General features: G+C 42.7%; 26 protein-coding genes and 1 tRNA gene. 12 read left to right on the top strand and 15 right to left on the bottom strand.

The window, feature by feature from the left end:
• Positions 1–329: 329 nt before the first annotated feature.
• Positions 330–2,237, bottom strand: a complete 1,908-nt coding sequence (locus FN831_RS11130; RefSeq protein WP_142528303.1) for a 7TM diverse intracellular signaling domain-containing protein — start codon at positions 2,235–2,237, stop codon at positions 330–332.
• Positions 2,238–2,398: 161 nt separating this feature from the next.
• Between FN831_RS11130 and lgt the strand changes: the two genes are divergently transcribed.
• Positions 2,399–3,235, top strand: coding sequence for a prolipoprotein diacylglyceryl transferase (lgt, locus tag FN831_RS11125; protein WP_142528302.1), 837 nt, complete (start codon positions 2,399–2,401; stop codon positions 3,233–3,235).
• On the opposite strand, the gene FN831_RS11120 is transcribed toward lgt, so the two are convergent.
• Genes FN831_RS11120 through FN831_RS11105 form a run of 4 tightly spaced genes read right to left on the bottom strand, consistent with a single transcriptional unit; the run spans position 3,225 to position 6,263 of the window.
• Entirely contained in the window at positions 3,225–4,427 is a 1,203-nt protein-coding gene (locus FN831_RS11120) for an MFS transporter (protein WP_142528301.1), read from the bottom strand. The genes lgt and FN831_RS11120 overlap by 11 nt on opposite strands.
• 52 nt (positions 4,428–4,479) lie before the next feature.
• Positions 4,480–5,118, bottom strand: coding sequence for a hypothetical protein (locus tag FN831_RS11115; RefSeq protein WP_142528300.1), 639 nt, complete (start codon positions 5,116–5,118; stop codon positions 4,480–4,482).
• Between the two features lie 34 nt (positions 5,119–5,152).
• Positions 5,153–5,866, bottom strand: coding sequence for a YqjF family protein (locus FN831_RS11110; protein ID WP_142528299.1), 714 nt, complete (start codon positions 5,864–5,866; stop codon positions 5,153–5,155).
• A 37-nt stretch (positions 5,867–5,903) separates the two neighbouring features.
• Positions 5,904–6,263, bottom strand: a complete 360-nt coding sequence (locus FN831_RS11105) for a hypothetical protein (protein WP_142528298.1) — start codon at positions 6,261–6,263, stop codon at positions 5,904–5,906.
• Positions 6,264–6,418: 155 nt separating this feature from the next.
• Between FN831_RS11105 and FN831_RS11100 the strand changes: the two genes are divergently transcribed.
• On the top strand, positions 6,419–6,760 hold the full coding sequence (locus FN831_RS11100) for a single-stranded DNA-binding protein (RefSeq protein WP_142528297.1): 342 nt from the start codon (positions 6,419–6,421) through the stop codon (positions 6,758–6,760).
• A 78-nt stretch (positions 6,761–6,838) separates the two neighbouring features.
• Here FN831_RS11100 and FN831_RS11095 read toward each other — a convergent pair whose 3' ends face one another.
• Together FN831_RS11095 and FN831_RS11090 are read right to left on the bottom strand one after the other, a co-directional pair.
• Positions 6,839–8,896, bottom strand: coding sequence for a TonB-dependent receptor (locus tag FN831_RS11095; protein ID WP_142528296.1), 2,058 nt, complete (start codon positions 8,894–8,896; stop codon positions 6,839–6,841).
• Between the two features lie 149 nt (positions 8,897–9,045).
• Complete coding sequence (locus FN831_RS11090; RefSeq protein WP_142528295.1) at positions 9,046–10,281, bottom strand: NADP-dependent isocitrate dehydrogenase; 1,236 nt, start codon at positions 10,279–10,281, stop codon at positions 9,046–9,048.
• Positions 10,282–10,409: 128 nt separating this feature from the next.
• Between FN831_RS11090 and FN831_RS11085 the strand changes: the two genes are divergently transcribed.
• Positions 10,410–10,835: a hypothetical protein gene (locus FN831_RS11085; RefSeq protein ID WP_142528294.1), complete on the top strand. Its 426-nt coding sequence runs from the start codon at positions 10,410–10,412 to the stop codon at positions 10,833–10,835.
• Between the two features lie 8 nt (positions 10,836–10,843).
• On the opposite strand, the gene FN831_RS11080 is transcribed toward FN831_RS11085, so the two are convergent.
• A complete protein-coding gene (locus FN831_RS11080; RefSeq protein WP_142528293.1) occupies positions 10,844–12,718 on the bottom strand; it encodes a DNA polymerase III subunit gamma/tau in 1,875 nt (624 codons plus the stop codon).
• Between the two features lie 156 nt (positions 12,719–12,874).
• Between FN831_RS11080 and FN831_RS11075 the strand changes: the two genes are divergently transcribed.
• The 5 genes from FN831_RS11075 to rplI all read left to right on the top strand — a co-directional run bounded on the left by FN831_RS11075 (position 12,875) and on the right by rplI (position 16,098).
• On the top strand, positions 12,875–14,122 hold the full coding sequence (locus tag FN831_RS11075) for a hypothetical protein (protein WP_142528292.1): 1,248 nt from the start codon (positions 12,875–12,877) through the stop codon (positions 14,120–14,122).
• A 55-nt stretch (positions 14,123–14,177) separates the two neighbouring features.
• Positions 14,178–14,915 (top strand): ThuA domain-containing protein, encoded by a 738-nt coding sequence (locus tag FN831_RS11070; RefSeq protein WP_142528291.1) that lies wholly within the window; start codon positions 14,178–14,180, stop codon positions 14,913–14,915.
• A 103-nt stretch (positions 14,916–15,018) separates the two neighbouring features.
• Complete coding sequence (rpsF, locus tag FN831_RS11065; protein WP_037444035.1) at positions 15,019–15,381, top strand: 30S ribosomal protein S6; 363 nt, start codon at positions 15,019–15,021, stop codon at positions 15,379–15,381.
• Positions 15,381–15,644, top strand: coding sequence for a 30S ribosomal protein S18 (rpsR, locus tag FN831_RS11060; protein ID WP_008244392.1), 264 nt, complete (start codon positions 15,381–15,383; stop codon positions 15,642–15,644). The genes rpsF and rpsR overlap by 1 nt, the downstream gene beginning before the upstream one ends.
• Before the next feature lie 10 nt (positions 15,645–15,654).
• Complete coding sequence (rplI, locus tag FN831_RS11055; RefSeq protein ID WP_142528290.1) at positions 15,655–16,098, top strand: 50S ribosomal protein L9; 444 nt, start codon at positions 15,655–15,657, stop codon at positions 16,096–16,098.
• Between the two features lie 75 nt (positions 16,099–16,173).
• Here rplI and FN831_RS11050 read toward each other — a convergent pair whose 3' ends face one another.
• On the bottom strand, positions 16,174–16,467 hold the full coding sequence (locus FN831_RS11050; protein ID WP_142528289.1) for a PH domain-containing protein: 294 nt from the start codon (positions 16,465–16,467) through the stop codon (positions 16,174–16,176).
• Positions 16,468–16,504: 37 nt separating this feature from the next.
• On the bottom strand, positions 16,505–17,602 hold the full coding sequence (tal, locus tag FN831_RS11045) for a transaldolase (RefSeq protein ID WP_142528288.1): 1,098 nt from the start codon (positions 17,600–17,602) through the stop codon (positions 16,505–16,507).
• 104 nt (positions 17,603–17,706) lie between these two features.
• Between tal and mtgA the strand changes: the two genes are divergently transcribed.
• Entirely contained in the window at positions 17,707–18,432 is a 726-nt protein-coding gene (mtgA, locus tag FN831_RS11040; RefSeq protein ID WP_142528287.1) for a monofunctional biosynthetic peptidoglycan transglycosylase, read from the top strand.
• 17 nt (positions 18,433–18,449) lie between these two features.
• Here the strand turns inward: mtgA and FN831_RS11035 are convergent, their stop codons facing one another.
• Complete coding sequence (locus FN831_RS11035; protein ID WP_142528286.1) at positions 18,450–18,929, bottom strand: ABC transporter ATPase; 480 nt, start codon at positions 18,927–18,929, stop codon at positions 18,450–18,452.
• Positions 18,930–18,980: 51 nt separating this feature from the next.
• Between FN831_RS11035 and FN831_RS11030 the strand changes: the two genes are divergently transcribed.
• Positions 18,981–19,457, top strand: a complete 477-nt coding sequence (locus FN831_RS11030; RefSeq protein ID WP_142528285.1) for a hypothetical protein — start codon at positions 18,981–18,983, stop codon at positions 19,455–19,457.
• Here the strand turns inward: FN831_RS11030 and FN831_RS11025 are convergent.
• From FN831_RS11025 to FN831_RS11015, 3 genes are read right to left on the bottom strand one after another with little or no spacing between them, the layout of a single operon-like run.
• Complete coding sequence (locus FN831_RS11025; protein ID WP_142528284.1) at positions 19,381–20,220, bottom strand: MBL fold metallo-hydrolase; 840 nt, start codon at positions 20,218–20,220, stop codon at positions 19,381–19,383. The genes FN831_RS11030 and FN831_RS11025 overlap by 77 nt on opposite strands.
• Positions 20,210–21,010 carry a (Fe-S)-binding protein gene (locus FN831_RS11020; protein WP_142528283.1) on the bottom strand — a complete coding sequence of 267 codons (801 nt, stop codon included), beginning with the start codon at positions 21,008–21,010 and terminating at the stop codon, positions 20,210–20,212. The genes FN831_RS11025 and FN831_RS11020 overlap by 11 nt, the downstream gene beginning before the upstream one ends.
• Before the next feature lie 14 nt (positions 21,011–21,024).
• Positions 21,025–22,320, bottom strand: a complete 1,296-nt coding sequence (locus tag FN831_RS11015; protein ID WP_142528282.1) for a 4Fe-4S dicluster domain-containing protein — start codon at positions 22,318–22,320, stop codon at positions 21,025–21,027.
• Between the two features lie 213 nt (positions 22,321–22,533).
• Here FN831_RS11015 and FN831_RS11010 point away from each other — a divergent pair.
• Positions 22,534–22,606: transfer RNA gene (locus tag FN831_RS11010), tRNA-Phe, on the top strand.
• 98 nt (positions 22,607–22,704) lie between these two features.
• Here the strand turns inward: FN831_RS11010 and FN831_RS11005 are convergent.
• A complete protein-coding gene (locus tag FN831_RS11005; RefSeq protein WP_142528281.1) occupies positions 22,705–23,295 on the bottom strand; it encodes a hypothetical protein in 591 nt (196 codons plus the stop codon).
• 197 nt (positions 23,296–23,492) lie between these two features.
• On the opposite strand from FN831_RS11005, the gene FN831_RS11000 reads away from it, so the two are divergent.
• On the top strand, positions 23,493–25,022 hold the full coding sequence (locus FN831_RS11000) for a M28 family metallopeptidase (RefSeq protein WP_142528280.1): 1,530 nt from the start codon (positions 23,493–23,495) through the stop codon (positions 25,020–25,022).
• The last annotated feature ends 78 nt before the right edge of the window (positions 25,023–25,100 follow it).

Below are 25,100 nucleotides of genomic sequence, written 5' to 3'. Positions count from 1 at the left end.
TGGTTAAAGTTAAGGCCAATTTAAGGTTATATGCAAGGAAAATCACAAAAATATTTTACATAAGTAACTGATATATAGTATGTTGAAGGTTTTTTAATACGTTATACTACCATAACTTCCGGAATAGCTTTAGTGCTGTAAATCAAGGTGTAACATCGTGCTACGAGGGGAGTATCCCGGCATAACTGATACGGTATGATACCTTGAGTATTTTAATGCATTTTATTGTGTAAGGGGGGTAAAACAGGCATTGAATTGCCATATTGAAGGGAGGGGAGAGTAAAAAAAAGGGGACTGAACTTCCGGAAAAACTCAGCGGCCTGTTCTTTTTACTCCAGAACGAGCTTGCTCCAACCATTTTTATTGGTTTTTTTGAGGATAGTCTTTCGCTCCTCCATGAGCAATTTGATCTTTGAACCGTAGGTCCAGCAGGTGCTCTGACGAATATTGAGGATTTCTGCGAGCTTATGGGATGAGATTTTTCCTTTGGTAGAGTAAATCAGGAAGATCATATAGAACGCTTTGTTGATAGGAATACGGGTATTATGAAATACAGTATACGTAGTTACTGATTCTTCATAGCCGCATTTGCTGCAGCGTCTGCTGTAGGGTATATGACCGTTATAATAATGGGTGTTTTTGCATTTTCGGCAGTGATATCCATCCTTCCATTTCAGGTCTGACAGGAACAGGTTGCAGCTGTCCTTGTCGGGATAGATTTTACTAAATTCCTCAAAGTCCACATCGGCAGACATCACCCTGTCGCGCGTAACCTTTTCCACGTTTACCTGCAACTCCTGGTTGTCCTGTTCCAGCAGCACATTCATCCTGGAGATCTCTTCTGCCTGTTGTTTCAGCAGGTCGTTTGCTTCCTGCAGTTCAGCATTTTTTGCTTCAATGATCAGCGACTTATGAAATACCTCTTTGGTGCGTTCTTCTACTTTTACTTCAAGCTGCAGGTTCAGCGTATCTTTCAGCTTCACATTCTCAGCCATCTGGCGGATCATCTGCCGTTGTACCTTGTCTTTTTTATGTTTCAGGATTCTCACTTTATCGCCAATGGCGAAGGAGAGAAATACCATTTCCAGCACAAAACAAATGCTTAGGCTGTAATAGCTGGCCACGCCAAAGTTGAGCCATGTGAGCCCTAACATGATCAGCAGCTTTAGAGTAAAACCGGCAAAGAGGAAGCTGTATCCCAGCACGAAAAAACGTGCAGGCTTGTAACCTTTCTTATAGATATATATACCGGTATAAAAAGCGACTGCCAGGGGGATAAACTCAACAAATTTATAGGTAAGCAGCGCGCGGTCAATCAGCAGTCCATACAAAAACAGAAGCGTCCTGATACCAATGATGTACAGGATCAGTTGGTTTAAACGGGGAGCTTTCGATTTGACAAATAATAGTTCGCGTGTAAATAACAGTGCAAAAACACTCGTTGCGTACAGCGCAAAGGCATATGCGATCTGGTTCCAGTGCGTGGCAGAAGACCAGAGGTACTGATAAGCAATACCGTCGGTGCTCATCTCAAAGAACCCCACACTTAAATTATAGAGCACGTAGTACAGGTACTGCCGCTGACGCATGGCAATAAACATGATCAGGTTATAAAAACTGAAGACCAGGATCATTCCATAGAAAATCCCAAAGTAGAAGTACTCATCGAGCGCATAGGAGATAAACCAGTCTACAGTTCTCAATACAATAATCACATCTGCAATCTGGGATGATTTAAATTTGAAATAGTAGGCCTGTGTTTCATTATTGTCATTGCGGATATACAACTCAAAATTCTTGTGGTGCAGTTCCCTGTGTTCAAAATCAAAGGTATCTCCAAACTCTTTCACCTGATAACTGCCGTCCCTGCGGGGCAGGTATGCTGTAACATGATCAATCGTCTGGTCAAAAAATTCAAGAAGAAACCTTTTATCTGCCAGGCTATTGTGCCTGATCCTGATTTTGAACCAGTAAGTCGATTTTAAATCTTTTGTCTGGGGAGTACTGCTCAGGTTTGTCTGGAAGTGTTTTTGGAATCCAGTGCTGCTGATTTCTTTAAAGCTGAGGCTGTTTTTTGGATCCTTTAACCACTCAATTTCACCAAAATTGAACATATGCTGCTCAACGCTGTCGTTTACAGCTACCACCTTTTGCGCCCTGGCCGTTGCAGCGATAAATATGCCTAAAGTTACTGCCAGTACAAGGGATAAAAAAGGATTGTTGAATCGATTAAACATAAAGATAAAGAAACCCGGATCTGATTAGCATACAAAGATAGGATTCCCTTTTGTATTCCGTTATTACCATGTTCTATATGCTGCCACCTTATTGCATAAGTGCAGATATGATCTATATTTGCAGGCAGATAACCCAATAATTTAGCCCGCATTGAACACTTATGGTTGTAGATACAGTACTTTGGGATCCCAGTGATTCTCTTATTGATTTAGGTTTTTTTGCACTTAGATATTACTCGATGTTTTTCCTGCTGGCTTTTGTTGCCAGTTATATTGTAGTTAAAAAACAATTTGTAAAATATGGGATCGATGTAGCACTGATGGATTCTTTAACCGTATATGTGGTGCTGGGCACGCTGATTGGTGCACGGCTGGGACATTGCCTTTTTTACGATTTTCGCTATTATTCGCAGCACCCGCTTGAAATTATCCTGCCATTTACCTTCACGCCCGAGTTTAAGATCACCGGTTTTCAGGGGCTTGCCAGTCACGGTGGCGGTATAGGGATTATGGTAAGCTTAGTACTGTTTTGCCGTAAGTTTAAGCTGAAACTGTGGTTTATGCTTGATCAGATTGCATTGGTAGTTCCACTGGCGGGGGCTTTCATCCGTCTGGGAAATCTGATGAACTCAGAGATCATCGGTAAACCTACGGATGTAAGCTGGGCTTTTGTGTTCCTGAAGATTGATGATATCCCCCGTCATCCCGCACAGCTGTATGAATCGATTGCCTATTTTCTCATCTTTGGGTTGGTTTATCTGCAGGTAAGCAGATATCCGAAAGCTTCCGGCTTTTATTTTGGCATGGTGATTTTCCTGATTTTTTGTTTCAGGATAGGTGTTGAATTTATTAAGGAAGACCAGAGCGCTTTTGAAGCCGGTCTCCTGTTAAATATGGGACAGATTTTAAGTATTCCTTTTATTCTTACAGGTCTGGTGATTATGTACCTGAAGAGAGGGGCGCCGGAAGAAACTGAACTGAAAATTGCTAGGCAATAGCTGCCTGCTCCAGTTTTACTTTTGCACTGAATCTCCAGGATAACAATATACAAAGTAAAAATCCTACAAAGGCCAGTAAAGCGCCCACATACTCCGGAGAAGTATAACCAAAACCTGCGGCGATAGGTAAGCCCCCAAGGAAAGCGCCTAAAGCATTTCCCATATTGGCACTGGCCTGCATAGCCGATGAAGCCAGCATCTCAGCTCCTTTTGCGGCGCCGATCATCAGCATCTGCATTGGTGCAATTACTGCGAACGCTAATCCGCCGGTGATGAACGTAAGAATGAGCGCTACTACTTTAAACTGGCTGAGCAAGGCCACCAGTATCAACACTACAATCATAGCAAGCAACAGGTAAAGCGTAGTTTTCAGCGGTGAAAATCTATCCGCTAAACGGCCTCCAACAAAGTTTCCTACAGCCATACCCAAACCGGCTACGATCATAATCGGCGTGATCATATTACTGTCGAAATGGGCAACATCTGTCATGAGCGGCGCTATATAGCTGATCCATGCGAACAGGCCACCTGTCCCTATCGCGGAAATACCGATAATGATCCACAGCTCTATCTTTTTAAAAACTTTTAAACTATCCGAAAATTTGGCGTCAGACTGCGACGGGAGCATCGGCAGCCAGCGCTTAATGCTTGCTGCTGTGATCAGTGCCATTGCCGAAATCAGGAAAAAGGAAATTCTCCAGCTGAAGTTATGACCAATAAATGTACCCAGGGGTACGCCGAGAATATTGGCTACGGTTAATCCGGCGAACATCACAGAGACGGACTTGGCCTCACTGCCCGGATCGGCCAGCTTGGCTGCAACTACGGCGCCAATCCCAAAAAATGCACCATGGGGCAGGCCAACCAGAAAACGGGCAACCAGCAGCAGGCCGTAGGTAGGGGCGATACTGAATAAAATATTTCCGCAGGCTACTGTGATCATCAAACCGATGAGAACTCTTTTAGGTGGATATTTGCCCAATACGCCCACCATTACAGGGGCGCCGACAATCACTCCCAAAGCATAGATAGCAATCAGGTTTCCTGCAGCAGGTATACTGATCGCCAAAGATTTAGCTACATCAGGCAAAACGCCCATCATCATAAATTCTGTCATTCCAAGGGTGATACCACCCAGACAAAGTGTAATCAGACTTGTTTTTGTATTTGAGAGGAGTTTGAGTAGCTTCATACTATGCGCAATTTTTTTGCAAAAGTATGAATTATATATTATTGAAAACGTTTTAGCTATTTATATGATACGGGAATGAAATTTCAGCCAGGTCTTCCAGCAGGAGCTCGCGGTCTTCCAGTGCCGGTATAAGTGCCAGTATCATTTCATCAGTAAGCGGCTCCTGATCAAAGATTGCGGTGACTACCTCAGCCGGAATACCTTCTTCTTTGTAGTTGCCTTTAAAATAATCTGTAGCCCATTTGTGGTAGGTTGTGGGCTTTCCGTCCAGAGGGCTCAGCAGTTCTTCAGAATGATCATCGCTCGCCACCGGTATTCCTGTTGCCCAGTCAAGCCCTTCAGTTTTCCAGACACAGAAAGTTGTTCCGGCAGAATTTACAGGCTCGCCAAACATAAACTCATGGAAAACCTGCGGCAGCCCCTGCGTAAGCAGGGTTTTATCGCCCTGCTCTGCTTCGGCAAAGAAACCATTGATCACCGTGCCTTCATTTTTGAAGAGGACCAGGAGCTGGTCGCCTTCCCCGTTCCGCATTTCAAAAAACTGTTCATCCTCGCTCCAGTCACTGTTATAGGAATGGTATCGGTACACCCATTCCTGACAGAGGATCGCGTCAAGTACTGCCATTGCCTTACAGGCTTCCTGCAGCTTTTTGCTGTCTGGCAACAACCGGAGGTCTTTTGTTGAGATCATTTATTGTTTTAATCTTATTTTATCAAATGAGGGCTTAACCGTTGATCACCTTTTTGCCTTCTACAGAAATATCAGATCCTTCTGCCAGCATCACAGATACCGGTTCCTGCTGGTTCAGAAAATCAAATGTATCACCATAGACCAAACCAAAATCTACATCAATATTAAAATCCTTCACCTTATATTGTGCCCATTTTGGATGCCTTACCTCATACTCATTTGTTTTTGAATCGCTGTACCGCGCATATCCCCAGTAATGTTCAGTTATAAACTCAGCTTCACTGCCGGACGGGATTTCTGATAAACCTTTATTTGCCCTGAGCCGGAACGACTGCCACTGGTTCTTACAGCGCCAGCGGTATTCCACTGCCCTGTCATCCTCAGACTCCGACCAGCTGTGCGTCATGGGCATCGTTTCATAATTCTCATTATAAATCGTATTCGCTACTACAGAAAGTGCAAACTTTGGAACAATCTCTTTGATAAAGACTACTCCGCGTTTCCAGTTTTCGCCATCTTTATACTTCACATAAAAGCGGAGGTTCACCTCTTCAAAATTGGCGTGGAAGGGGATGCTAAATCCCAATAGTTTAACATTTTTGAAGAGAAAACCAATCAAACTTACATAACAGGTGCCCTCCCATAGATCCAGTTCCGTTCCGGCTGGCAGGTATGGGGTTAAGAGACTTTTGTCAATGGCATAATTAGCGATGGCTAATTTTCTCCATTCTGCGGTTAGAAAACTCATTTTGACAGGTGTATAAAATAATTGACAGGGCAAAATACTAAAATTTATTCCTATCGCCGATTACCTTCAGCACTAATTCGTTCTCAGTGACAAAGCAGTATCCATAGTTGTAGCAGCAGTTGTACACTTCTCCTGCCTGTCCGGACAACTGGTGCGTGAAAAAATTGAAGTCGAAGCCCGCAACGATCAGCATTTGCTGCGTGAGTTTGGTAACTCCTTTTTCTTCCAGTTTCTGCAGGATTGCCGCGTTTTTTTTCAGGATGCTGTTGATCTCTTTGAGCGCAGTATTTTTGTTTTTGTTCAGTTCATTATTGTAGTGCCCCCTGCAATAATCGTCGCAGAATTTTTTATCCAGGCGTCCTGATAATTTTTTGCCGCAGTCCAGACAGTTCCCCATGGTTATTTACTTAGTTCCTGATAAAATTAATTCTAAGTTATTTAATTGTCTAATTAAAATTGTTTTATCCGTTTTTAATCGTTTAATACACGATTAGTATCCTCATCGCTTTTCATATTTGGCGTTAGGATTTCTATATCTAAAATTGAACTATTATGGAGAGAGTAAAAAACAGCGTAAGGTTAACAGGTTATGCGGGTGCAGATCCCGTAATCGTACATTTTGCCAGTGAGAAAAAGCTGGCCAGACTAAGTTTGGGTGTTCATGAGTTTTACAAAAACAGCCTGGGCGAGGCTGTAGACCAGACGCAATGGTTTCAGCTGATTTTCTGGAACCAGAAGGTAGAGCTGGTAGAAGGTGTAGTGAAGAAAGGATCGGCTTTACGGGTGGAAGGTAAGCTGAGCGTGCAGTCCTTTACAGATAAAAACGGTGAACAGCGTTACCTGACGGAAATTGTAGTGAATGAACTGGAGATGGTGGACAAGTACCAGCTTTGAAGTTTAAACCGGAAATCTAAAAGAATTCCGGTTTAAATCAGGTTGTGCTCTTGCATCCGGAACGGATCTGTCAAATGGTTAAAAGTGTGCGGCCAGGCCCCCGTAGAAGTTTCTTGAGGCAGCTGCATTATAATACCTTGCCCCTGCGGCATTCAGGTCGTTGCCCAAACTGTATTTTTGATCCAGGATGTTGTCTGCACCGCCGTATATTTCAAAGTTCGTTTTTCCAATTTTAATATCCTTCCAGCCTATTTTTGCCTGAACAAGATGATACTTGGCGGCATATACCGTATTGGCATCAGTGAGCGGAAGCTTAGCCGTATAATTGTGCTGCATAAATACATAGAGTCCTTTTGGCAGCAATATCTGTACGCCTGTTACCACTACGCTGCGCGGAACACCTGTGAGGTCCTTGTCAGAAAGGTTGGTCGTACCATTAAAATAGTCGTCAAACTTGAAATGGCTCAGGGTATAGGCATTGCTGAGCAGCAGACCCCTGATAAATTTGGTGCTGTTCTGCGCAATGATCCATGCAGACAGGGATGTTTCGATCCCCAGTTGTTTTGTGCCGCCTGCGTTGATAAAATATTCAGTACCGTTTTCATTCAATCTGCGCACAATCGCATTGTTGAGATGATAATAAAATCCGGTTAAATCAATAGAGATCCGGTTCTGAGCCAGCTGATACCGCAGGCCGGTTTCATAATTCCATCCTTTTTCTGGTTGCAAATCTGTGTTGATTACATTATCCGATGACCGGATCTCTGCCAATGTGGGCGGGGAGTAACCTTTGCTTACTGATGCCCTGGCCGAGAAGTCGGGGGTAAACAGGTAGGAGAGTGCTGCCCTCGGCATAAACTGCAGATCAAAGCTTTTCTTTTGCTCTGCCACAACTACGGGATAACTGCTTTTGTAATGATATCCATATAGGTTTCCGCTGGCCGACAGTTCCAGCAGCAGTTTCCTGGAGATATCGATATTCAGGTTGGCAAAACCAAAATTGGCTCCCGCTCTTAATTTGTCAAAAGCCTGCGGATTGGCAGGTGTGCCCAGATTGTTGTCGTAGTTCTTGTCATCGGTAGATGTTGATGAACTTTCCAGACCAAGATTAAATTTCCAGTTTACCTGATCGGTATTTTTTTCATATTCTACATAAGTACGCACACCAATGGTAGATTCCTTGCGGAATTCATAGTTGGTGATAAAGGGGCTTTCGAAATCTGTATGTGTAGCAAATACCGAGATCACGTGTTTAAAGGCCGGGCTGATCTGCCAGTTATTGGTTACTCCGCCAAACACAGTTTTAGTGTATATAGAAGAATGCTGCTCTACAGCGCCTTTGATTGCTCCGGCTGCGGGTCTGGCGGCTTTTGGATTGGCGGCAAACTGTGCAGCATTTAAACCGCCCGGCAATTCATAAAACAAATCGGAATAAAACGCCAGCGCCTGCAGGCTTGCATTTTTGGCATATTCCCATTTCTGGTTTACCTGTATATACTTACGCTCCATGGCGCTGTTGTAGCGGTAGCCATCACTTCGCTGGTATGACTGTACAATACTGAGCTGATATTTTTTCCACTGCTTTGCCAGCGCAATATTTTCACGGAAAAGACCAAAAGAACCTCCTGAAAGATTCAGGTCTATCCTGGTACTGTCTGTACCCGCCACCTGCGGATGAATTAAAACTACTCCGCCAGAGTTTGCCCCATAGATGCTGCTCTGCGGACCCTTCAGCACATCAATACTTCCTGCGGCAGCGATATCAATTGCATTTAAATAAGTGTTCCCCCCAGCGTCCGTTAAAGGAAAATCATCAAAATAAATTTTGACGTTCCTGATACCGAAAGGTGAACGCAACAGGCTTCCTCTGAGGGACAGTCGGTAACTGCCCGGTGAGCGTTCTTCCATGCGTACCCCGGGAATAGTGTTCATCGCAGGAACAAGAGAGCCCGGTGACTGCAGGGTGATGTTGTTCAAACTGATGCTGCCCACAGCCCCGGTTGATCTGATCAGCGGTTGCGACGAAAAGTAGGGGCGTATGATTACTTCATTTAATTTTTTTGTGGTATCCTGCTTAACCTGGCTAAAACCAGAAATTGAAGCAACTGCAAGAATGAGTGTTACGATTTTTCTCATCGTGGCAATAGGTTTGGAACGGCAATCATAAAAAAGTACGTTTTCATCAAATATATCTAGTTTGTGTAAAAGTAGGCAAAAAAAAGCCGCTTCATACCAGGTATGAAACGGCTTTTCCGGTTATTTAAAGCTTTTAGCTAATCAGGGTATTAACCTAATTTCGACTGTAAGTTTTCGTCAATTGCAGCTAAGAATTCTTCAGTATATAAGTAGTGCGTACCATGCTCTACTTTATTTCCATGGATACAAACAGCTAAATCTTTAGTCATTTTTCCGCTTTCTACAGTTTCGATACAAACCTGCTCTAATGCGTGACAGAAATCGATCAGCTCCTGGTTACCATCTAATACACCACGGAATTCCAATCCTCTTGTCCATGCAAAGATAGACGCGATCGGGTTAGTTGAAGTTGGTTTTCCAGCCTGGTGATCACGGTAGTGACGGGTAACTGTACCATGCGCAGCTTCAGCTTCCATAGTTTTTCCATCTGGTGTAACCAGTACAGAAGTCATCAGTCCCAATGAACCAAATCCTTGAGCAACAGTATCTGACTGTACATCACCATCATAGTTTTTACAAGCCCAAACAAAGTTACCGTTCCATTTCAATGCAGAAGCAACCATGTCATCGATTAAACGGTGCTCATAAGTGATGCCTGCTTCTTTGAATTTCGCTACGAAATCATTTTCATAGATTTCCTGGAAGATATCTTTGAAACGGCCATCGTATTTTTTAAGGATAGTGTTTTTTGTAGATAAGTATAAAGGCCATTTTTTGATCAGCGCCTGGTTAAAACAAGCATGAGCAAAACCACGGATACTTTCGTCAGTATTGTACATTGCCAAAGCAACGCCATCACTCTGGAAGTTATATACATCGAATGATTGTACATCACTTCCGTCTTCAGGAGTGAATGAAATCGTTAGTTTACCTTTTCCTTTAGTTACGAAATCAGTTGCACGGTACTGATCGCCAAAAGCGTGACGGCCGATACAGATCGGAGCAGTCCAGTTTGGTACCAAACGCGGTACATTGCTCATTACAATTGGTTCACGGAAAACAGTTCCATCCAGGATATTACGGATAGTACCGTTTGGTGATTTCCACATTTGTTTAAGACCGAATTCTTTAACACGCTCCTCATCAGGAGTAATTGTTGCGCATTTAATACCCACACCATATTTTTTAATGGCTTCAGCTGAATCGATCGTTACCTGGTCATTGGTTTCATCACGGTATTCTACCCCAAGATCATAATATTTAATATCAAGATCAAGATAAGGCAGGATCAATTTATCCTTAATGAATTTCCAAATGATGCGGGTCATCTCATCACCGTCTAATTCTACAACGGGCTGGGCTACTTTAATTTTTTGTATAGACATATTGTGGTTTCAATTTTTACTTATGAAAGAAACAAAGATATAAATTTTGAGATTATAGCCTCATCGCGGCGTAAATTACAAAAACAAATAAAGATAACGTAACGTTATATTGACATAAAACGAAGCATATGAGTACGAATGAAAATAATAACGGGGAAAATTTGAAAGCAGGAGATAAACTTCACAGTTCTGACCTTGGAGAAACTAAAGATTTTAACGACTTATCTTACAATAAAGAAAAAGGAAGTTATGAACTGGATGTAAAAGGCAAGGATAAAGATTATGATCACCCGCTGCCTTATGAAACGACTGCAGCAAACGGTGGTGATGATAACTCTGATTATGATGAGGCCAATCCGTATATAGGCGACGAATATGCCAATAAAGAAGAACAGCAGGAATCAGATCTGGATGATCTGGGAATGCATATCGATGACGGAGAAATTGTAGAGTTGGATGCTGAGGATGAATTTTTAGCAAGAACGCCGGAAGACGACCGTACCGATCTGGATGAAGAAGGTTATCCGGTTAATGATGATCCTAAAGCTGTTTAGGAATATTTTTAAGGTAACAGATCCAGGTTGAAGCGCTTGCGCAGATCTTCGAGTTTAGGATTTTTTTCTACGAGATAGTGGTAACGTTCAATACTGGTGTATAACCTGTTTTCGATCTTGTTCTCTACTTTCTTAGTTACAATCCCTACGTCAAAGTTCTTCAGCCTGGTTCTCAGGAAATTCAGGAAATCCACCAGTTCATTTTGAAGTATGCTTTCCTGTGCCAGATTGGTAATGAGCACCGTGATCTGTGTAGGTGTTGTCAGTACCGGCTCATTGGTAGTAAGGATAGTATAAAAGTTGATTTTATTTTCTTCTTTTACCTTCTTTATATACTCTTCCCACAAGACCATCAGTTCCTCAAACGTGAATGGCTCTTTGTCTTCCCCAAATACATATTTTGGCTCATCACTCTCTATCTCACCTTCGGCGTTAGTAGCAGACGTAAGAGAAGGAATCATTGTTCCGGCAGCGGGACTTCCCGAAATATTGGGCTTCAGCGCGATTTTATGAATAGAATTTAAATTCGGCATTGCCGGAATACGAACTGCATCAGGATTTTGCGCCTGCGTAGCAATAGGGATGGTTTTAGGCAGCTCTGTAAGTGGTGGGGCAGCAGGCACCGATGGTGTTTCCAGCGGCTTTGCATATCCAGCAGAGGGCGGCGGAAGTTCATCCGGCCTTTCAGGAATTGCGGGAGCTTCAGCAATTAGATTAGTTTTTTTTTTAATCTGATCTGAGTCAGTTGCCGGTGTTGAAGCGGTGTGAGGCAGTTGTGCCAGTTGCAGCACTGATGGGATATGGCACATCTTAATCAGCGATAGCTCCACCTGCAGCCGCTGGTTTTTACTGTTCTTATAAGTAAGGTCACACTGATTAGCCAGGTTTAAGGCAGTCAGAATGAAAGACACTTGTGTCTGCTGACTTTGGCTCAGGTATTTTTGCTTGATATTCTCGCTTACTTCCAACAGTTTAACAGTTTGGGGATCCTTTGCCACGAGCAGGTTACGCAGGTGACTTGCCAGTCCGTTAATAAAATTGTTTCCGTCGAAGCCGTTGTTCAGAATTTCATCAAACAGTACGAGCGCCTGACTCACATCAGCACCTGTAAGGTATTGTGTTAACCTGAAATAATAATCGTAATCAAGAATGTTGAGGTTATCGATTACTGATTTGTAGGTCAGGTTTTTATTGGTATAACTTACGATCTGGTCAAACATCGAAAGCGCATCACGCAGCCCGCCATCTGCCTTTTGGGCAATAATATGCAGACCATCAGCCTCTACACTTATATTTTCACGAATAGCGATCTTATTGAGCAGGCCAGAGATATCGTCTACCTGGATCCTGTTGAAATCGAAAATCTGGCAACGTGAAAGTATAGTTGGCAGAATTTTGTGTTTTTCTGTTGTAGCGAGGATAAAAATCGCGTATGATGGCGGTTCTTCCAGTGTTTTCAGAAAAGCATTGAAAGCATTTGCCGAGAGCATGTGCACCTCATCGATAATATAAATCTTATACTTTCCTGCCTGTGGCGGGATACGTACCTGCTCGATCAGGCTACGGATATCGTCTACGGAGTTATTTGAGGCGGCATCCAGCTCATGAAAATTGAATGAATGTCCTGTTTGAAATGAAACACAGGATTCGCAGATCCCGCAAGCTTCGGTTTCAGCAGTCAGATTGGTGCAATTAATTGTTTTGGCAAGGATCCTTGCGCAGGTAGTTTTACCTACACCCCTTGGTCCGCAAAAAAGAAAGGCCTGTGCAAGCTGGTTATTTTTGATTGCGTTTTTTAGTGTCCCCGTAATATGGTGTTGCCCCACAACGGTTTCAAACGTTGCCGGACGGTATTTACGGGCGGAGACAATAAAATTTTCCATTTCAATGCGAAATTATAAATTTTTTGCGGAGCAAAACGGATATGTGGGAAAATAAAATCAGTGATTCACATCGTAACAAATCTAATCAGCGGCGGAATAATTGAATGTTGACTGAAATTAATTTTAGTTTTGTGGACAACTATATTAATCATCTCAATGAAACGCTTTCTTTTTTATTTATTATCGGCTCTTCCTTTTATTTCTGCTGCACAGTCTAATTTCCACAAGGGATATGTGGTAACCAATAACAATGACACACTTAAAGGTTATGTTAATTACAGGGAACGGTCGGTAAGTCCTTCATCTGTTCAGTTTAAATCCAGGCCGGATTCTAAAGCGGAAACCTTTACGCTTAAACAAAGTTCTGCCTATACGGTGGACGGACTTGAGAAATTCCGCCGTTTTACGGTAGACATCAGTATGAGCAGTGGAACGATTACCAATCTGTCTATCGGGGCAGATTCCAGCTCCACAAGGGATACCGTATTTCTGAACGTGATTCAGGAAGGTGATAATGTAACCTTATATTTGTACAAGGACAAGGTTAAAAACAGGTTCTATATCTCGGATAAGGATATGGCTGTACCCTTGGAACTTGTTTATGAACGTTTTCTCGATCCGGAGGAGCCCACCAGAATAGTTACTGTAGGGAAATATAAGGGGCAGCTCATGGATTTAATCATTAAGTATAAAGCAGGTACGATTGCCGACAGTGAAAAAATCAGGCGCGTTAAATATGATGAGGCGGACTTGACAAAGATCGTGGCGCTAATCAATAAAAAGGAGGTGATTCAATCAACTTACTCCAGGACAAGGTTTTTCGCAGGAACAGGACTCAGTATTTCTAAGACAGCGTACAGGGGAGAAAACGACCTGGCCAATGCTGGGGCAGAAAATAAATCTTCAGTTTCGCCAATACTGACAGCCGGGGTTGATCTGTTTGCAAATCCTGCTATTGGAAAATTAATCTACAGAGTGGAACTGTCACTGGTACAAAGTAAGAACGATATATCTACTACAACCAGTACACAGGCACAGGCAATTTTAACGCATACTTTTGACCAGTACACTGCCATGATCGTTCCTCAATTGATTTATAACGTATACAATACTAATCCACTGAAAATTTTCCTGGGAGCAGGCTTTGCGATGAACATCTCAAAGTACAGCAATAACAGGTCCAGCCGATACAATTCCTTCCGTAACGAAACCACCGTGACGGAAAAACAAATTGCCCTGGAAGCTTTTAACACGGCGTTTCCGCTAAGGGTTGGTGCAGTATTCAATAAAAGGATAGAATTTTCTGCCATCTATACGCCTGTTACATCAATTACAAATTATAACTTATTCAATATTGGCGTTCAGAGATATACGGTGGGGCTCAATTACCTTTTTGGTAAATAATAGATTTTTGTTTCCAGTTTAGATTAGGTAGCTTGTATTTACAAATTCCATTAAAATGAAATCTAAATCTATTATGCATTGCCTGCTCATTCTTGCAGCAGTTTTGATGAGCAACACCATTTACGCCCAGAAATACAGGATCCTTGTGTTTTCAAAAACCGCGGGTTTCCACCATGAGTCTATAACTGTAGGAGTACCTGCAATACAGAAGCTGGGTATAGAAAATAAGTTTGGTGTAGATACAACTACAGATTCCACCCAGTTCACACCCCTTAATTTGAAGAAATACGCTGCAATAGTTTTTCTCAATACCACCGGTAATGTACTGGGTGAAGAAGAACAAAAAGCTTTTGAACAATATATCAAAGGCGGAGGCGGATACGTAGGCGTGCATTCTGCAACCGATACAGAGTATGACTGGGCCTGGTACGGCAAACTGGCAGGAGCATATTTTCTAAAACATCCTGCACAGCAAATGGCCGACCTTCATGTGATCAACCGTAAAAGCATTGCAACAAAGCACCTGCCGGCAACCTGGTCAAGAAAAGATGAATGGTATAACTTTAAGGAGATCAGCCCTGATCTTAAAGTGCTGATCGAACTGGATGAAAGTACCTATACCGGTGGTACGAACGGGGCACATCACCCTATGGCCTGGTACCATAACTATGATGGGGGAAGGGCTTTTTATACAGGTTTAGGGCATGTAGACGCTTCTTACACGGATCCTTTGTTCCTTAAACACCTGCTCGGCGGTATACAATATGCTATGGGTCAAAAGCGTATGGAATAAAAAGCTGAGTAATTTTTAAACTGAACCGTTTGATTTATAGAAATTTATTCCTAAGTTTGCATCCCCGTAGTCATACGGGAATTAACATAAAATAATCATAACAATGAATCAGTACGAAACTGTTATCGTTCTAACCCCGTTGTTGTCAGAAGAAGTTGCGAAAGAAGCATTAGCGAAATTCAGCAAGATCATCACTGACAGCGGAGCCGAAATTGTTCAAGAGGACAATTGGGGTTTGAGAAAATTAGCGTATCCGATTGAAAAAAAAGCAAGCGGATTTTTCCACCTTACAGAGTACAAATCTTCAGGTGAATTAATTAACAAATTGGAATTAGAACTAAAACGCGATGAGCGTGTTCTACGTTTCCTTACCATTAGATTAGACCGTCACGCGGTTGCGTATAATGAGAAGAAACGCAGTGGTGCTTTTAACAAAAAACCTAAGAAAGAGGAGGCTGCAGCATAATGGCTAAGGATCAAATACAATATGTTACCGCTCCAAAAGTGGACGATAACAGAAAAAAATATTGCCGTTTCAAAAAGAACGGTATTAAATATATTGATTACAAAGACGCAAACTTTTTGTTAAAATTCATCAATGACCAGGGTAAAATTTTACCACGCCGTTTAACCGGTACTTCATTGAAATTTCAACGTAAAGTGGCTCAGGCGGTAAAACGCTCTCGCCATATTGGTTTGTTACCTTTCGTTGCTGACCAATTAAAATAGGATCTGAGACATGGAAATTATATTAAAACAGGACATCAAATCTCTTGGAGAGAAAGATGATATTGTGAACGTAAAGCCAGGTTACGGTCGTAACTACTTAATCCCACAAGGATTTGGTGCTTTAGCTACTCCTTCTGCTAAAAAAGTATTAGCAGAGAACTTAAAGCAAGCAGCGTTTAAACAAGATAAAATTAAGAAAGATGCTGAAGGTATCGCAGCCCGTTTAACTGATGTTAAACTGAGCATTGGTGCTAAAGCTGGTGAAACTGGTAAAATCTTTGGTGCAGTAAACACTATTATGATTGCTGATGCATTAAAACAACAAGGTTTTGATGTTGACCGTCGCCGTATCACTTTCGAAACTGAACCTAAATTTGTTGGTGAATATGTAGCCAACTTAAACTTACACAAAGAAGTGAAAGTTAAAGTTCCTTTCGAAGTTGTAGCTGAGTAATCTCATCTTAAACGATATAAAAAAAGCGTTCCTTTAAGGGACGCTTTTTTTATGCTTAAGTTTTTACAGGGAAGATTATACTCTTCTTCTTTTCGACCTGTTTTCATCAATGATCTTTCTGATCTCTTTGATGTCGCTCTTGGAGAAACCATGAACTTCTACTTTGGTACCAGTAGTGAACAGGCGCAGTGTCGCAAAGCCGATCATTGGAGAATCTACTTCAATAGAAGTAATATCTTCGTAATTCAGGTATTTGGAATCACCACTGAACAGCCCCGGGACCTTAATCTCGATACTGTTTTCTTCTAAATGGATTTCTGCCGGGAAAACCATGTTTCCTTCTGAGAGTCTTGATGCTGTAAACTTCATTTTTCTGATCTGATATAACCTGAAACAAATCTAGTTATTACGCAGATTGTTTTTGCTGTTCTATTGCATTTAATAATTTCTCATAGGGAGCATTGAATTTTTCAATTCCCTCATCCTCCAACTGCTGGGTCAACTGATCCAGGTCGATCTCTGCATGGCGCAGCTGCGCAAGAACGGATGACGCTCCTTCAAGATCTATTTCCAGCCTGCTTTCAGGATCTCCATGGTCGCGGTAAGCCTCTAATGTTTCCATAGGGATCGTATCAACGGTATCAGGGCCAATCAGTGCTTCTACATATTTAGTGTCTTTAAAAGCCGGGTTTTTACTGCTGGTACTTGCCCAGAGCAATCGTTGCGGCCTGGCACCTTTAGCGCCCAGTTTTTCCCATCTTTCCCCGGTGAACAGCTCTTTGTATATTTCATATGCTTTTTTAGCCGAAGCAATAGCAACTTCGCCTTTTAGCTCACCAAGGTGTTTTTCGTCCAGTATCGGATCAATCAGTACGTCGATACGGCTCAGGAAGAAACTCGCCACAGATGAAATTTCATTGATGCTTTGTCCTTTCTCCACACGTTCTTCCAGTCCTTCGATGTAAGCTTCGGCTACTTTTCTGTAGCGTTCGAGGCCAAACAACAGGGTTACGTTGATGTTTAATCCTTCGGATATTGTCTTTTTTATTGCTGCAAGTCCCGGCTGGGTGCCCGGAATCTTGATCATGACATTTTTACGGTCTACCTCTTTCCATAGCTGTAGTGCCTGTTTAATCGTGCCTTCGGTATCAAGCGCCAGCAATGGTGAAACTTCAAGGCTTACATATCCATCCGCTCCTTTTACTTCTTCATTGTATACGGGCAGTAAAATATCTGCTGCCTGTTGGATATCCTTTACGGCAAGACGGTAAAAAATATCGTCATTGCTCAGGTTTTCTTTTGATAGCTCAGCGATGTCTGCATCATAATCAGAGCTGCTGCTGATTGCTTTTTCGAAAATGGCAGGATTAGAGGTAAGACCTCTCACGCCATCCTCGTCTATTAGTTGTTTCAGTTTGCCGGATTTGATGATATCACGATCAATAAAGTCGAGCCAGATACTCTGACCAAAATCGTGTATTTTCTTTACTTTATTCGTTTCCATATGAACTCATTTTTATTTGTAACACACGGCCGGCCCGAATGTTTATATTGCTTTAAATATATGCACTGGCATGACAAATGTCCGCTTTTTATTACCTTTGGCCGATGGCAAAAAAGCGTACCGCTAAAAGTAAAACAGGCAAGTTCAATCTGCAGAAACCAAAGTTAATGATAGGAAAAGTACTGCTGTACTTTATCCTGGTGAGCGTCCTCTGGGTGGTAGCCTACAGGTTTGTCAATCCACCCTTTACTTTGTTAATGGTCATTAAGAATATTGAACGTAAATCGGATGGTAAATCCTTTAAAACGGACAAGCAATGGGTGGACCTTAAAGAAATGTCTGATAATATGAAACGGGCAGCTATTGCCGGAGAGGATCAGAAATTTGTACATCACCTGGGTTTTGATATGGCGGGTATCAGAGCTGCCTACAGTGCCAATCAGGCAGATTCAACTAAGATGAAGGGAGGAAGTACAATTTCGCAGCAGACAGCGAAGAATGTTTTTCTGTGGCCCGGCAGATCATGGATCCGCAAAGGGTTTGAGGCCTATTTTACGATCCTGATAGAGATCTTCTGGAGCAAGCAGCGTATTCTTGAAGTATACCTTAACGTGATAGAGATGGGCGATGGGATCTATGGTGCTGAAGCAGCGGCCCAAAACTATTACGGCGTGTCCTGCAGAGACCTTAAGCGTTCACAGGCCGCAATGATCGCCGCCTGTTTCCCTAACCCGATCCGATGGACACCAGCGCATCCAACCAGGTTTATCAGGCGCAGGCATTACCTGATTATGCGGAGTATCCGCAGAATGGGGCCGCTTAAGTTTTAGCCCGCTCAACAGGATGACTATAGCAAATCGGCAAAAACCTTATTATGCCAGCTTTCTCTAAATGGAACTTCCCATTTAGTCTCGAAATCTGCGAGGTTTTGAACCATATTGTTGAAAACTATTGTTTCCGGAGTTACCTTTTTAATGGTGATCAAAGTCTCAAAATCTTCTTTATTTACTACTACAACTTTCTGCCCAACTTTGTAAGCCATATTGAAACGGTTAAACAGGTCGATACCATATTCCTGTTCAAAACCTTTAACGATCCTGACAGAAGCATCAATAGAACAGCCTGTGGCACCTGCAGTAGCCTCATCAACAATAAAGACGATGAAATAATTATACAGGATTTCTGCTTTTGCCTGTAACTGATGGCCATGAGCTTTCCATTGCGAAGTGAAATCATTCAGCTGCTGGCGAATGGCCGTCATCTCGGTTTCGGTGAACTCACGGTCACCCTGATAGATCCATACTTTAGATTGTGGAGAAAAACTCATACTACAAATTTAACATTTTATTTAATTTCATATCCTGAAATACCCTGCCTGATGAAAAAGTTTACATTCTCCTTGAAAATATGCGCAGCCCTGGTGCTGTACTTTGTTTTTCTTTCTTTTTCAACCTCCGGACCTGCCGAAGAAGAAGCTGGCTATATGCAGCAGAAATTAACTGAGCATTATAACGCCGAATCCGGCCCAAAGAATATAAAGAAATATGAACTGCATATCACTGATAAAGGATTTTGCCGGTATAAGCGGTTTTTCAGCAATGGCAAGGTTGAATATTTTTCCTGCAACCTGATGAAGTTCAAAGAGCTGGATTATCTGGGCAACACACATTCCGGTACTTTGTTTTTAAGAACCAAAGGGGACGATGTAATCGTGCAGACCTATAACGACAGCAGGGGAGGAGATATCGACAGCATGTCTACCTTCATTGCGATACCGCTTAAAAACCTTGAAGCTGAAGACTTGATTGACCTGTCTGATAAGTTCCGGCAGATGAGCCTGAAGCTGCACCAATAGTAAATACAGGCGTTTCCATATGCCGGGTAGCCACTACGATCATGGTGCCGTTTGCATGCTGGTTAAAGAGGTGTTCCACCAGTTCGGGATCGTTGTTATCTTTTGACAGATGTGCAAGCAGTAAATGTGTGAGTCTGGAAGGACGGAAATTAGTAAACAACTGCAGTGCCTGAGTATTGCTCAGGTGTCCCTGTCCGCCGCTGATCCGTCTTTTCAGGTAATAAGGATATTTGCCGTTCTGTAAAAGTTCTTCGTCGTAATTGGCTTCCAGGAAGGCGGCATCACATTGCTGGAAATGCAGGCTCAGCTGATCACAAACTACACCAAGATCAGTAAAAACACCAACTTTGATATCACCGCATGAAACCATAAAACTGTGTGGTTCTGCCGCATCGTGCACTTTTGGGAAACACGCCACTTTCAACGAGCCGATCTGAACGGTTTCATGACTTGAAAAGTGACGTACAAGCTCATCCGGCAGATTAAGCCGGCAACTATTTAAAGTGCCGGGCGTAATGTAAACCGGAATGCCAAATTTTTTGGACAGTACTGTTAATCCACGGATATGATCACCATGTTCATGGGAGATAAAAATGGCTTTTACCTTTTTCATTGACAAGCCCAGGCGGAGCATTCTTTTTTCGGTTTCCTTGCATGAAATGCCTGCATCTACCATGATGGCTTCTTTCGAATTTCCAACATAGTAGCAGTTACCGTTACTGCCTGAATTTAAAGAAGTAATATATAAAGGGTTACAATCCATTCGCTCTTGCTGTGATTTCTGCAATATCTAAAACCTGTACGCTGTCATTCTTATCTTTCATCTTCACGCCGTCACTAAGCATGGTCATGCAGAAGGGGCAGCCTGCTGCAATGATATTAGGATTTGTCTCCAGGGCCTCTTCAATTCTTTCAATGTTAATGTCCTTAAAGCCTTTTTCAGGTTCTTTAAACATCTGTGCTCCGCCGGCACCACAGCAAAGGCCGTTAGACTTGCAGCGTTTCATTTCTACAAGTTGTGCATCAAGTACTTCCAAAGCAGCTCTGGGGGCTTCATAAATACCATTACCGCGACCTAAATAGCAAGGGTCATGGTAAGTGATCTTTTTGCCTTTGAAGCTTTCTCCGCCTTCGGCTTTGAGCTTACCTTCATTGATCAGGTCCTGGATCAGCTGAGTGTGGTGGATCACTTCATAGGTGCCGCCCAATCCAGGGTATTCGTTTTTTATCGTGTTAAAGCAATGCGGGCATCCGGTTACGATTTTTTTGATGTTGTAAGCATTGAGCACCTCAATATTGGTCATGGCCTGCATCTGGAACAGAAATTCATTTCCGGCACGTTTTGCAGGATCGCCGGTGCAGCTTTCCTCGGTACCCAGCACTGCATATTTAATTCCTACATGATGCAGGATTTTGCAGATATCGCGCGTTGTTTTTTGTGCACGTTCGTCATAACTACCGGCACAGCCTACCCAGAACAGGATCTCGGGCTCTTCGCCCCTGGCAAGCATTTCTGCCATGGTAGGCACTTCTATATTTAGTTTCTCGCTCATTATGCAGCTCTTAATTAGTTTTCTTTGGCCCAGTTTAACCTGTCAGCCGGAGAGTACTTCCATGGTGCACCATTATTCTCAATATTGCCCAGCATGGTGCTGATGCTTGACGGCGCCTGAGATTCTTCCATTACCGCGTAGCGTCTCAGGTCAGTAATGATGGCCAGCGGATCAATATTGATCGGGCAGGCTTCTACACAGGCATTACAGCTTGTACAAGCCCATAATTCTTCCCGTGTGATATAATCATCAATCAGGGACTTTCCATCTTCAAAAGCAGCGGCTCCCTTATCCAGGGCTTTGCCTACTTCTTCCATCCGGTCACGCGTATCCATCATGATCTTACGCGGTGACAGCAGTTTTCCTGTAATGTTTGCCGGGCATACCGAAGTACAGCGTCCGCACTCGGTACAAGTATAGGCATTCATCAGGTTTACCCATGTCAGGTCATTTACATCTTTTGCGCCAAAACGTCCCGGATCGCCCTCGGGTGGTGTGAATGAAGGATCAAGCATCGCTTTTACTTCATTGGTCACGCTTTGCATGTTGGTAAATTCGCCTTTGGGCTCCAGGTTGGAAAAATAAGTATTCGGAAAGGCGAACAGGATATGGAAATGTTTGGAGTAGGGCAGATAGTTGAGGAAGGCCAGAATTCCGATGATGTGGAACCACCAGCATCCTCTTTCAATTGTGATCAGGCTTGCCTCATTTGCTGGCAGGATGTTTTGCAGCAGATGGCTTACCGGGAATGATCCTGCGCTGATGTAATGGTGCGACCCTAAAGCCTGCAGCCTTGCATCTGCAGCATTCATCAGCAGAAAAGCCGTCATCAGCAGAATTTCTGTGAACAGAATATAGTTTGCATCAGATTTTGGCCATCCTGTAAGCTCGCGGGCCATGAATCTTTTTAATTTTAAAATATTTCTTCTGATCAGGAATATTACGCAGGATACCCATACGCCGAGTGCGAGCAATTCAAATCCTCCGATGAGAAAATTATAGACACTCCCAAGTCCGCCAAAGATGCGGTGTGTCCCAAATATGCCATCGATCATGATCTCAAGCACTTCAATATTGATGATCACAAAGCCCACATAGACCACAAAATGCAGTGCTGCGGGGATGGGGCGGACTACCATTTTCGTTTGCCCGAAAGCAACTTTCATCATGGTTATCAGTCTTTTGCCCGGCTGATCAGAACGGTTCGCAGACCGACCGAGCTTAATATTGCGGATCACTTTTTTCACGTTAAAAGTGAAAAATGCGATTGCCGCTATAGTGAGGGCTATAAATAGAATTTGTGAAATCATTATCTGGATATCTTTTACAGTCACGCTAAGTTAAAATAAATAGCAGAAAGAAATTACTATGCTTGCATAATTGTTGGAAATTTAGAGCAGTTTTAAATAAATAAACAGCCTTTTTAAAAATATTTTAAAAAAAGTTTTGGAATACAAAAAAAGAAACTACATTTGCACTCCCAACCGAGGGGAACATGATCGAAATCATGTTAAATAAAAGATGGTGCGGTAGCTCAGTCGGTAGAGCAAAGGATTGAAAATCCTTGTGTCGCCGGTTCGATCCCGGCCCACACCACTTCTGCAGAAAGCTTCAGAGAAATCTGGAGCTTTTTTGTTTTTAAGGCCCTGACCTGCATCCAGATCAGGGCCTTTAGTTCCATTACCTTTTCTAAGCTACTTTTTAAATTGCTTGTTTATTTTATCGCGGATTTCCTGAACGTCAGCAGTGATCGCAGATTTTACTGCAGGCGCCACTGATTTTTCGGTCATAGCTTCAATGGCTATCGAACCGGCTTCGTTTAAAACGATCAGTTCGAATATCAGATCATCACCAAAGTTCATATTGAACCTCATCTTCTGAACGTCCTTTTCAATAAATTTCAGAAATTCGTAACTGTCGCTTAGGGCGTAAAACTGATCTCTTATTGCATGAAATATCAGTTCTGCCTCTATGCTTAAACCATTGATGATGATATTGGTTCCCAACAGAGCAGCCTTCAGAGCTGCGTTATCTTTTGCTCCCTCATAAATTTTGTACACTTTCTCCAGCAATTCTTCGCTGTAAAGAACTTCCTTTTCGTCCCTTATCAGAAGTGCTGCAGTATTGCCATTGCTTTCCAAGCGTTGTTTAATCACTATTGATGCATTGCCATCAATGATAGCTGCTTCATCAGGTGCTATCTGTTTAACTTTGGAGCCAATGATAGACTTCTGCAGTACGTCTACAATATACTCCAGTACTGCGTATTGTTTAATTTCAGACATTATATTATAATTTTCGTAAAGATACGGGTTCAATATATAGTGACAAATGATTAATGAGATCTATCTCCATACTTCTTAAATAAATTTCAATTGTGTATATTCACAATGCAATAAGGTTTGCATCCTGCGCCAATTGAAATCTGATTTTCGTCTAACCAAAATAGAGAAATTTATTCTGTAACCCTTTTATTATAAGCATGAAACAAAAATTACTATACACACTCCTGCTGGCGGCGGGCACGATCAGTGGCGCATTTGCACAAAATGGATCTGATGCACAAATGCTTGCCCGTATTCGCGAAGAAGGCATGTCGCACTCCAAAGTTATGCAAACCGCTTTCAATCTTACCGATGTATCCGGGCCAAGGCTTGCCAACTCGCCCGGTTTAAAACGCGCGCAGGACTGGGCGGTAAATGCCTTAAAAACCTGGGGCATTGTGAATACCAAACGTGAACCCTGGGGCAAGTTTGGAAAAGGCTGGGAAGTGCAAAAATACTACGCTGCTATTACCGCACCATATTATCATGCAGTTATCGCTATACCAAAAGCCTGGACACCCGGTACCAGCGGCCCGATAAGTGCTGATGTAGTTGTGATTAAAGCAGATTCTGTAGTTGATCTCGCCAGGTACAAAGGCAAATTAAAAGGTAAAATCGTAATGTTGGATACCAAGCCTTTGGAAGAAAGATCATTTAAAGCCGATGCTTCACGCTATACTGATGCCGAGCTGACGGAATTGGCAGCCGCTGCTCCTTCGGCTGGTGGCAGACCAAGAACCGCAGGCAACTTATTAAGCTTTCGTACGGCCTTAAATAAATTTTATACGGAGGAGGGAGTAGGTTTGGTATTGAGCCAAAGCCGCGGCACAGATGGTACCGTATTTACCAGTGGCGGTACGGCATACGCTGATACAGCCAAAACCCCGGCCCCCGAGTTGGAAACCAGCAGTGAAGATTTTCAGCGGATCTTACGTCTTGTTAACGCCGGCGTGCCCGTAAAGATGGAAGCTGACGTAAAAACACAGTTTTTTTCTAACGATCTGCAGGGTTATAATGTGGTTGGAGAACTGGAAGGTTCTGACAGGAAAAATGAGCTGGTGATCATTGGCGGTCACCTTGACTCATGGCATGCAGCTACAGGTGCTACAGACAATGCAGCAGGCAGCGCGGTAATGCTGGAGGCCATGCGGATTTTAAAACGTGTGGGCTTTAAGCCCAGGCGTACCATAAGGGTAGTTTTGTGGAGTTCTGAAGAGCAGGGCCTGCATGGTTCAAGGAATTATGTTTTGAACCACTTCGGTGATCCTAAAACAATGGTACTCAAGCCTGAACAGGCTAAAGTTTCTGCCTACTATAATTTAGATAATGGCGCAGGTAAAATACGCGGAATATATACACAGGGCAATGATGCTATTGGCCCGATATTTAAATCATGGCTGGAGCCTTTTAAGGATCTTGGCGCCGCAACCGTTACGGTAAGGAATACTGGTGGTACAGATCATCTGGCCTTTGATGCAATTGGGATCCCCGGCTTCCAGTTTATCCAGGACGGGCTTGATTATGGCAGCCGTACCCATCATAGTAACCAGGATACCTATGATCGTTTAAATGAAGATGATCTTAAGCAGGCAGCCACTGTGGTTGCTGCCTTTGTTTATTATACTTCACAACGTGACGAAATGATGCCACGAAAAGAATTGCCTAAACCTGCAGCTGTAAAAAATTAAAATAATAGTCTCCTGAAACTCATGTTTTATCATTATGGGACACTCAATTCGAAGCATTACTCTGCAAAATTATTATTT

It is taken from the genome of Pedobacter westerhofensis (assembly GCF_900182595.1).
In the GTDB taxonomy this organism is placed as follows: Bacteria; Bacteroidota; Bacteroidia; order Sphingobacteriales; family Sphingobacteriaceae; genus Pedobacter; species Pedobacter westerhofensis.
The sequence above is the reverse complement of the archived record's forward strand: the minus strand, read 5'-3'. Positions and strand labels throughout refer to the sequence as shown.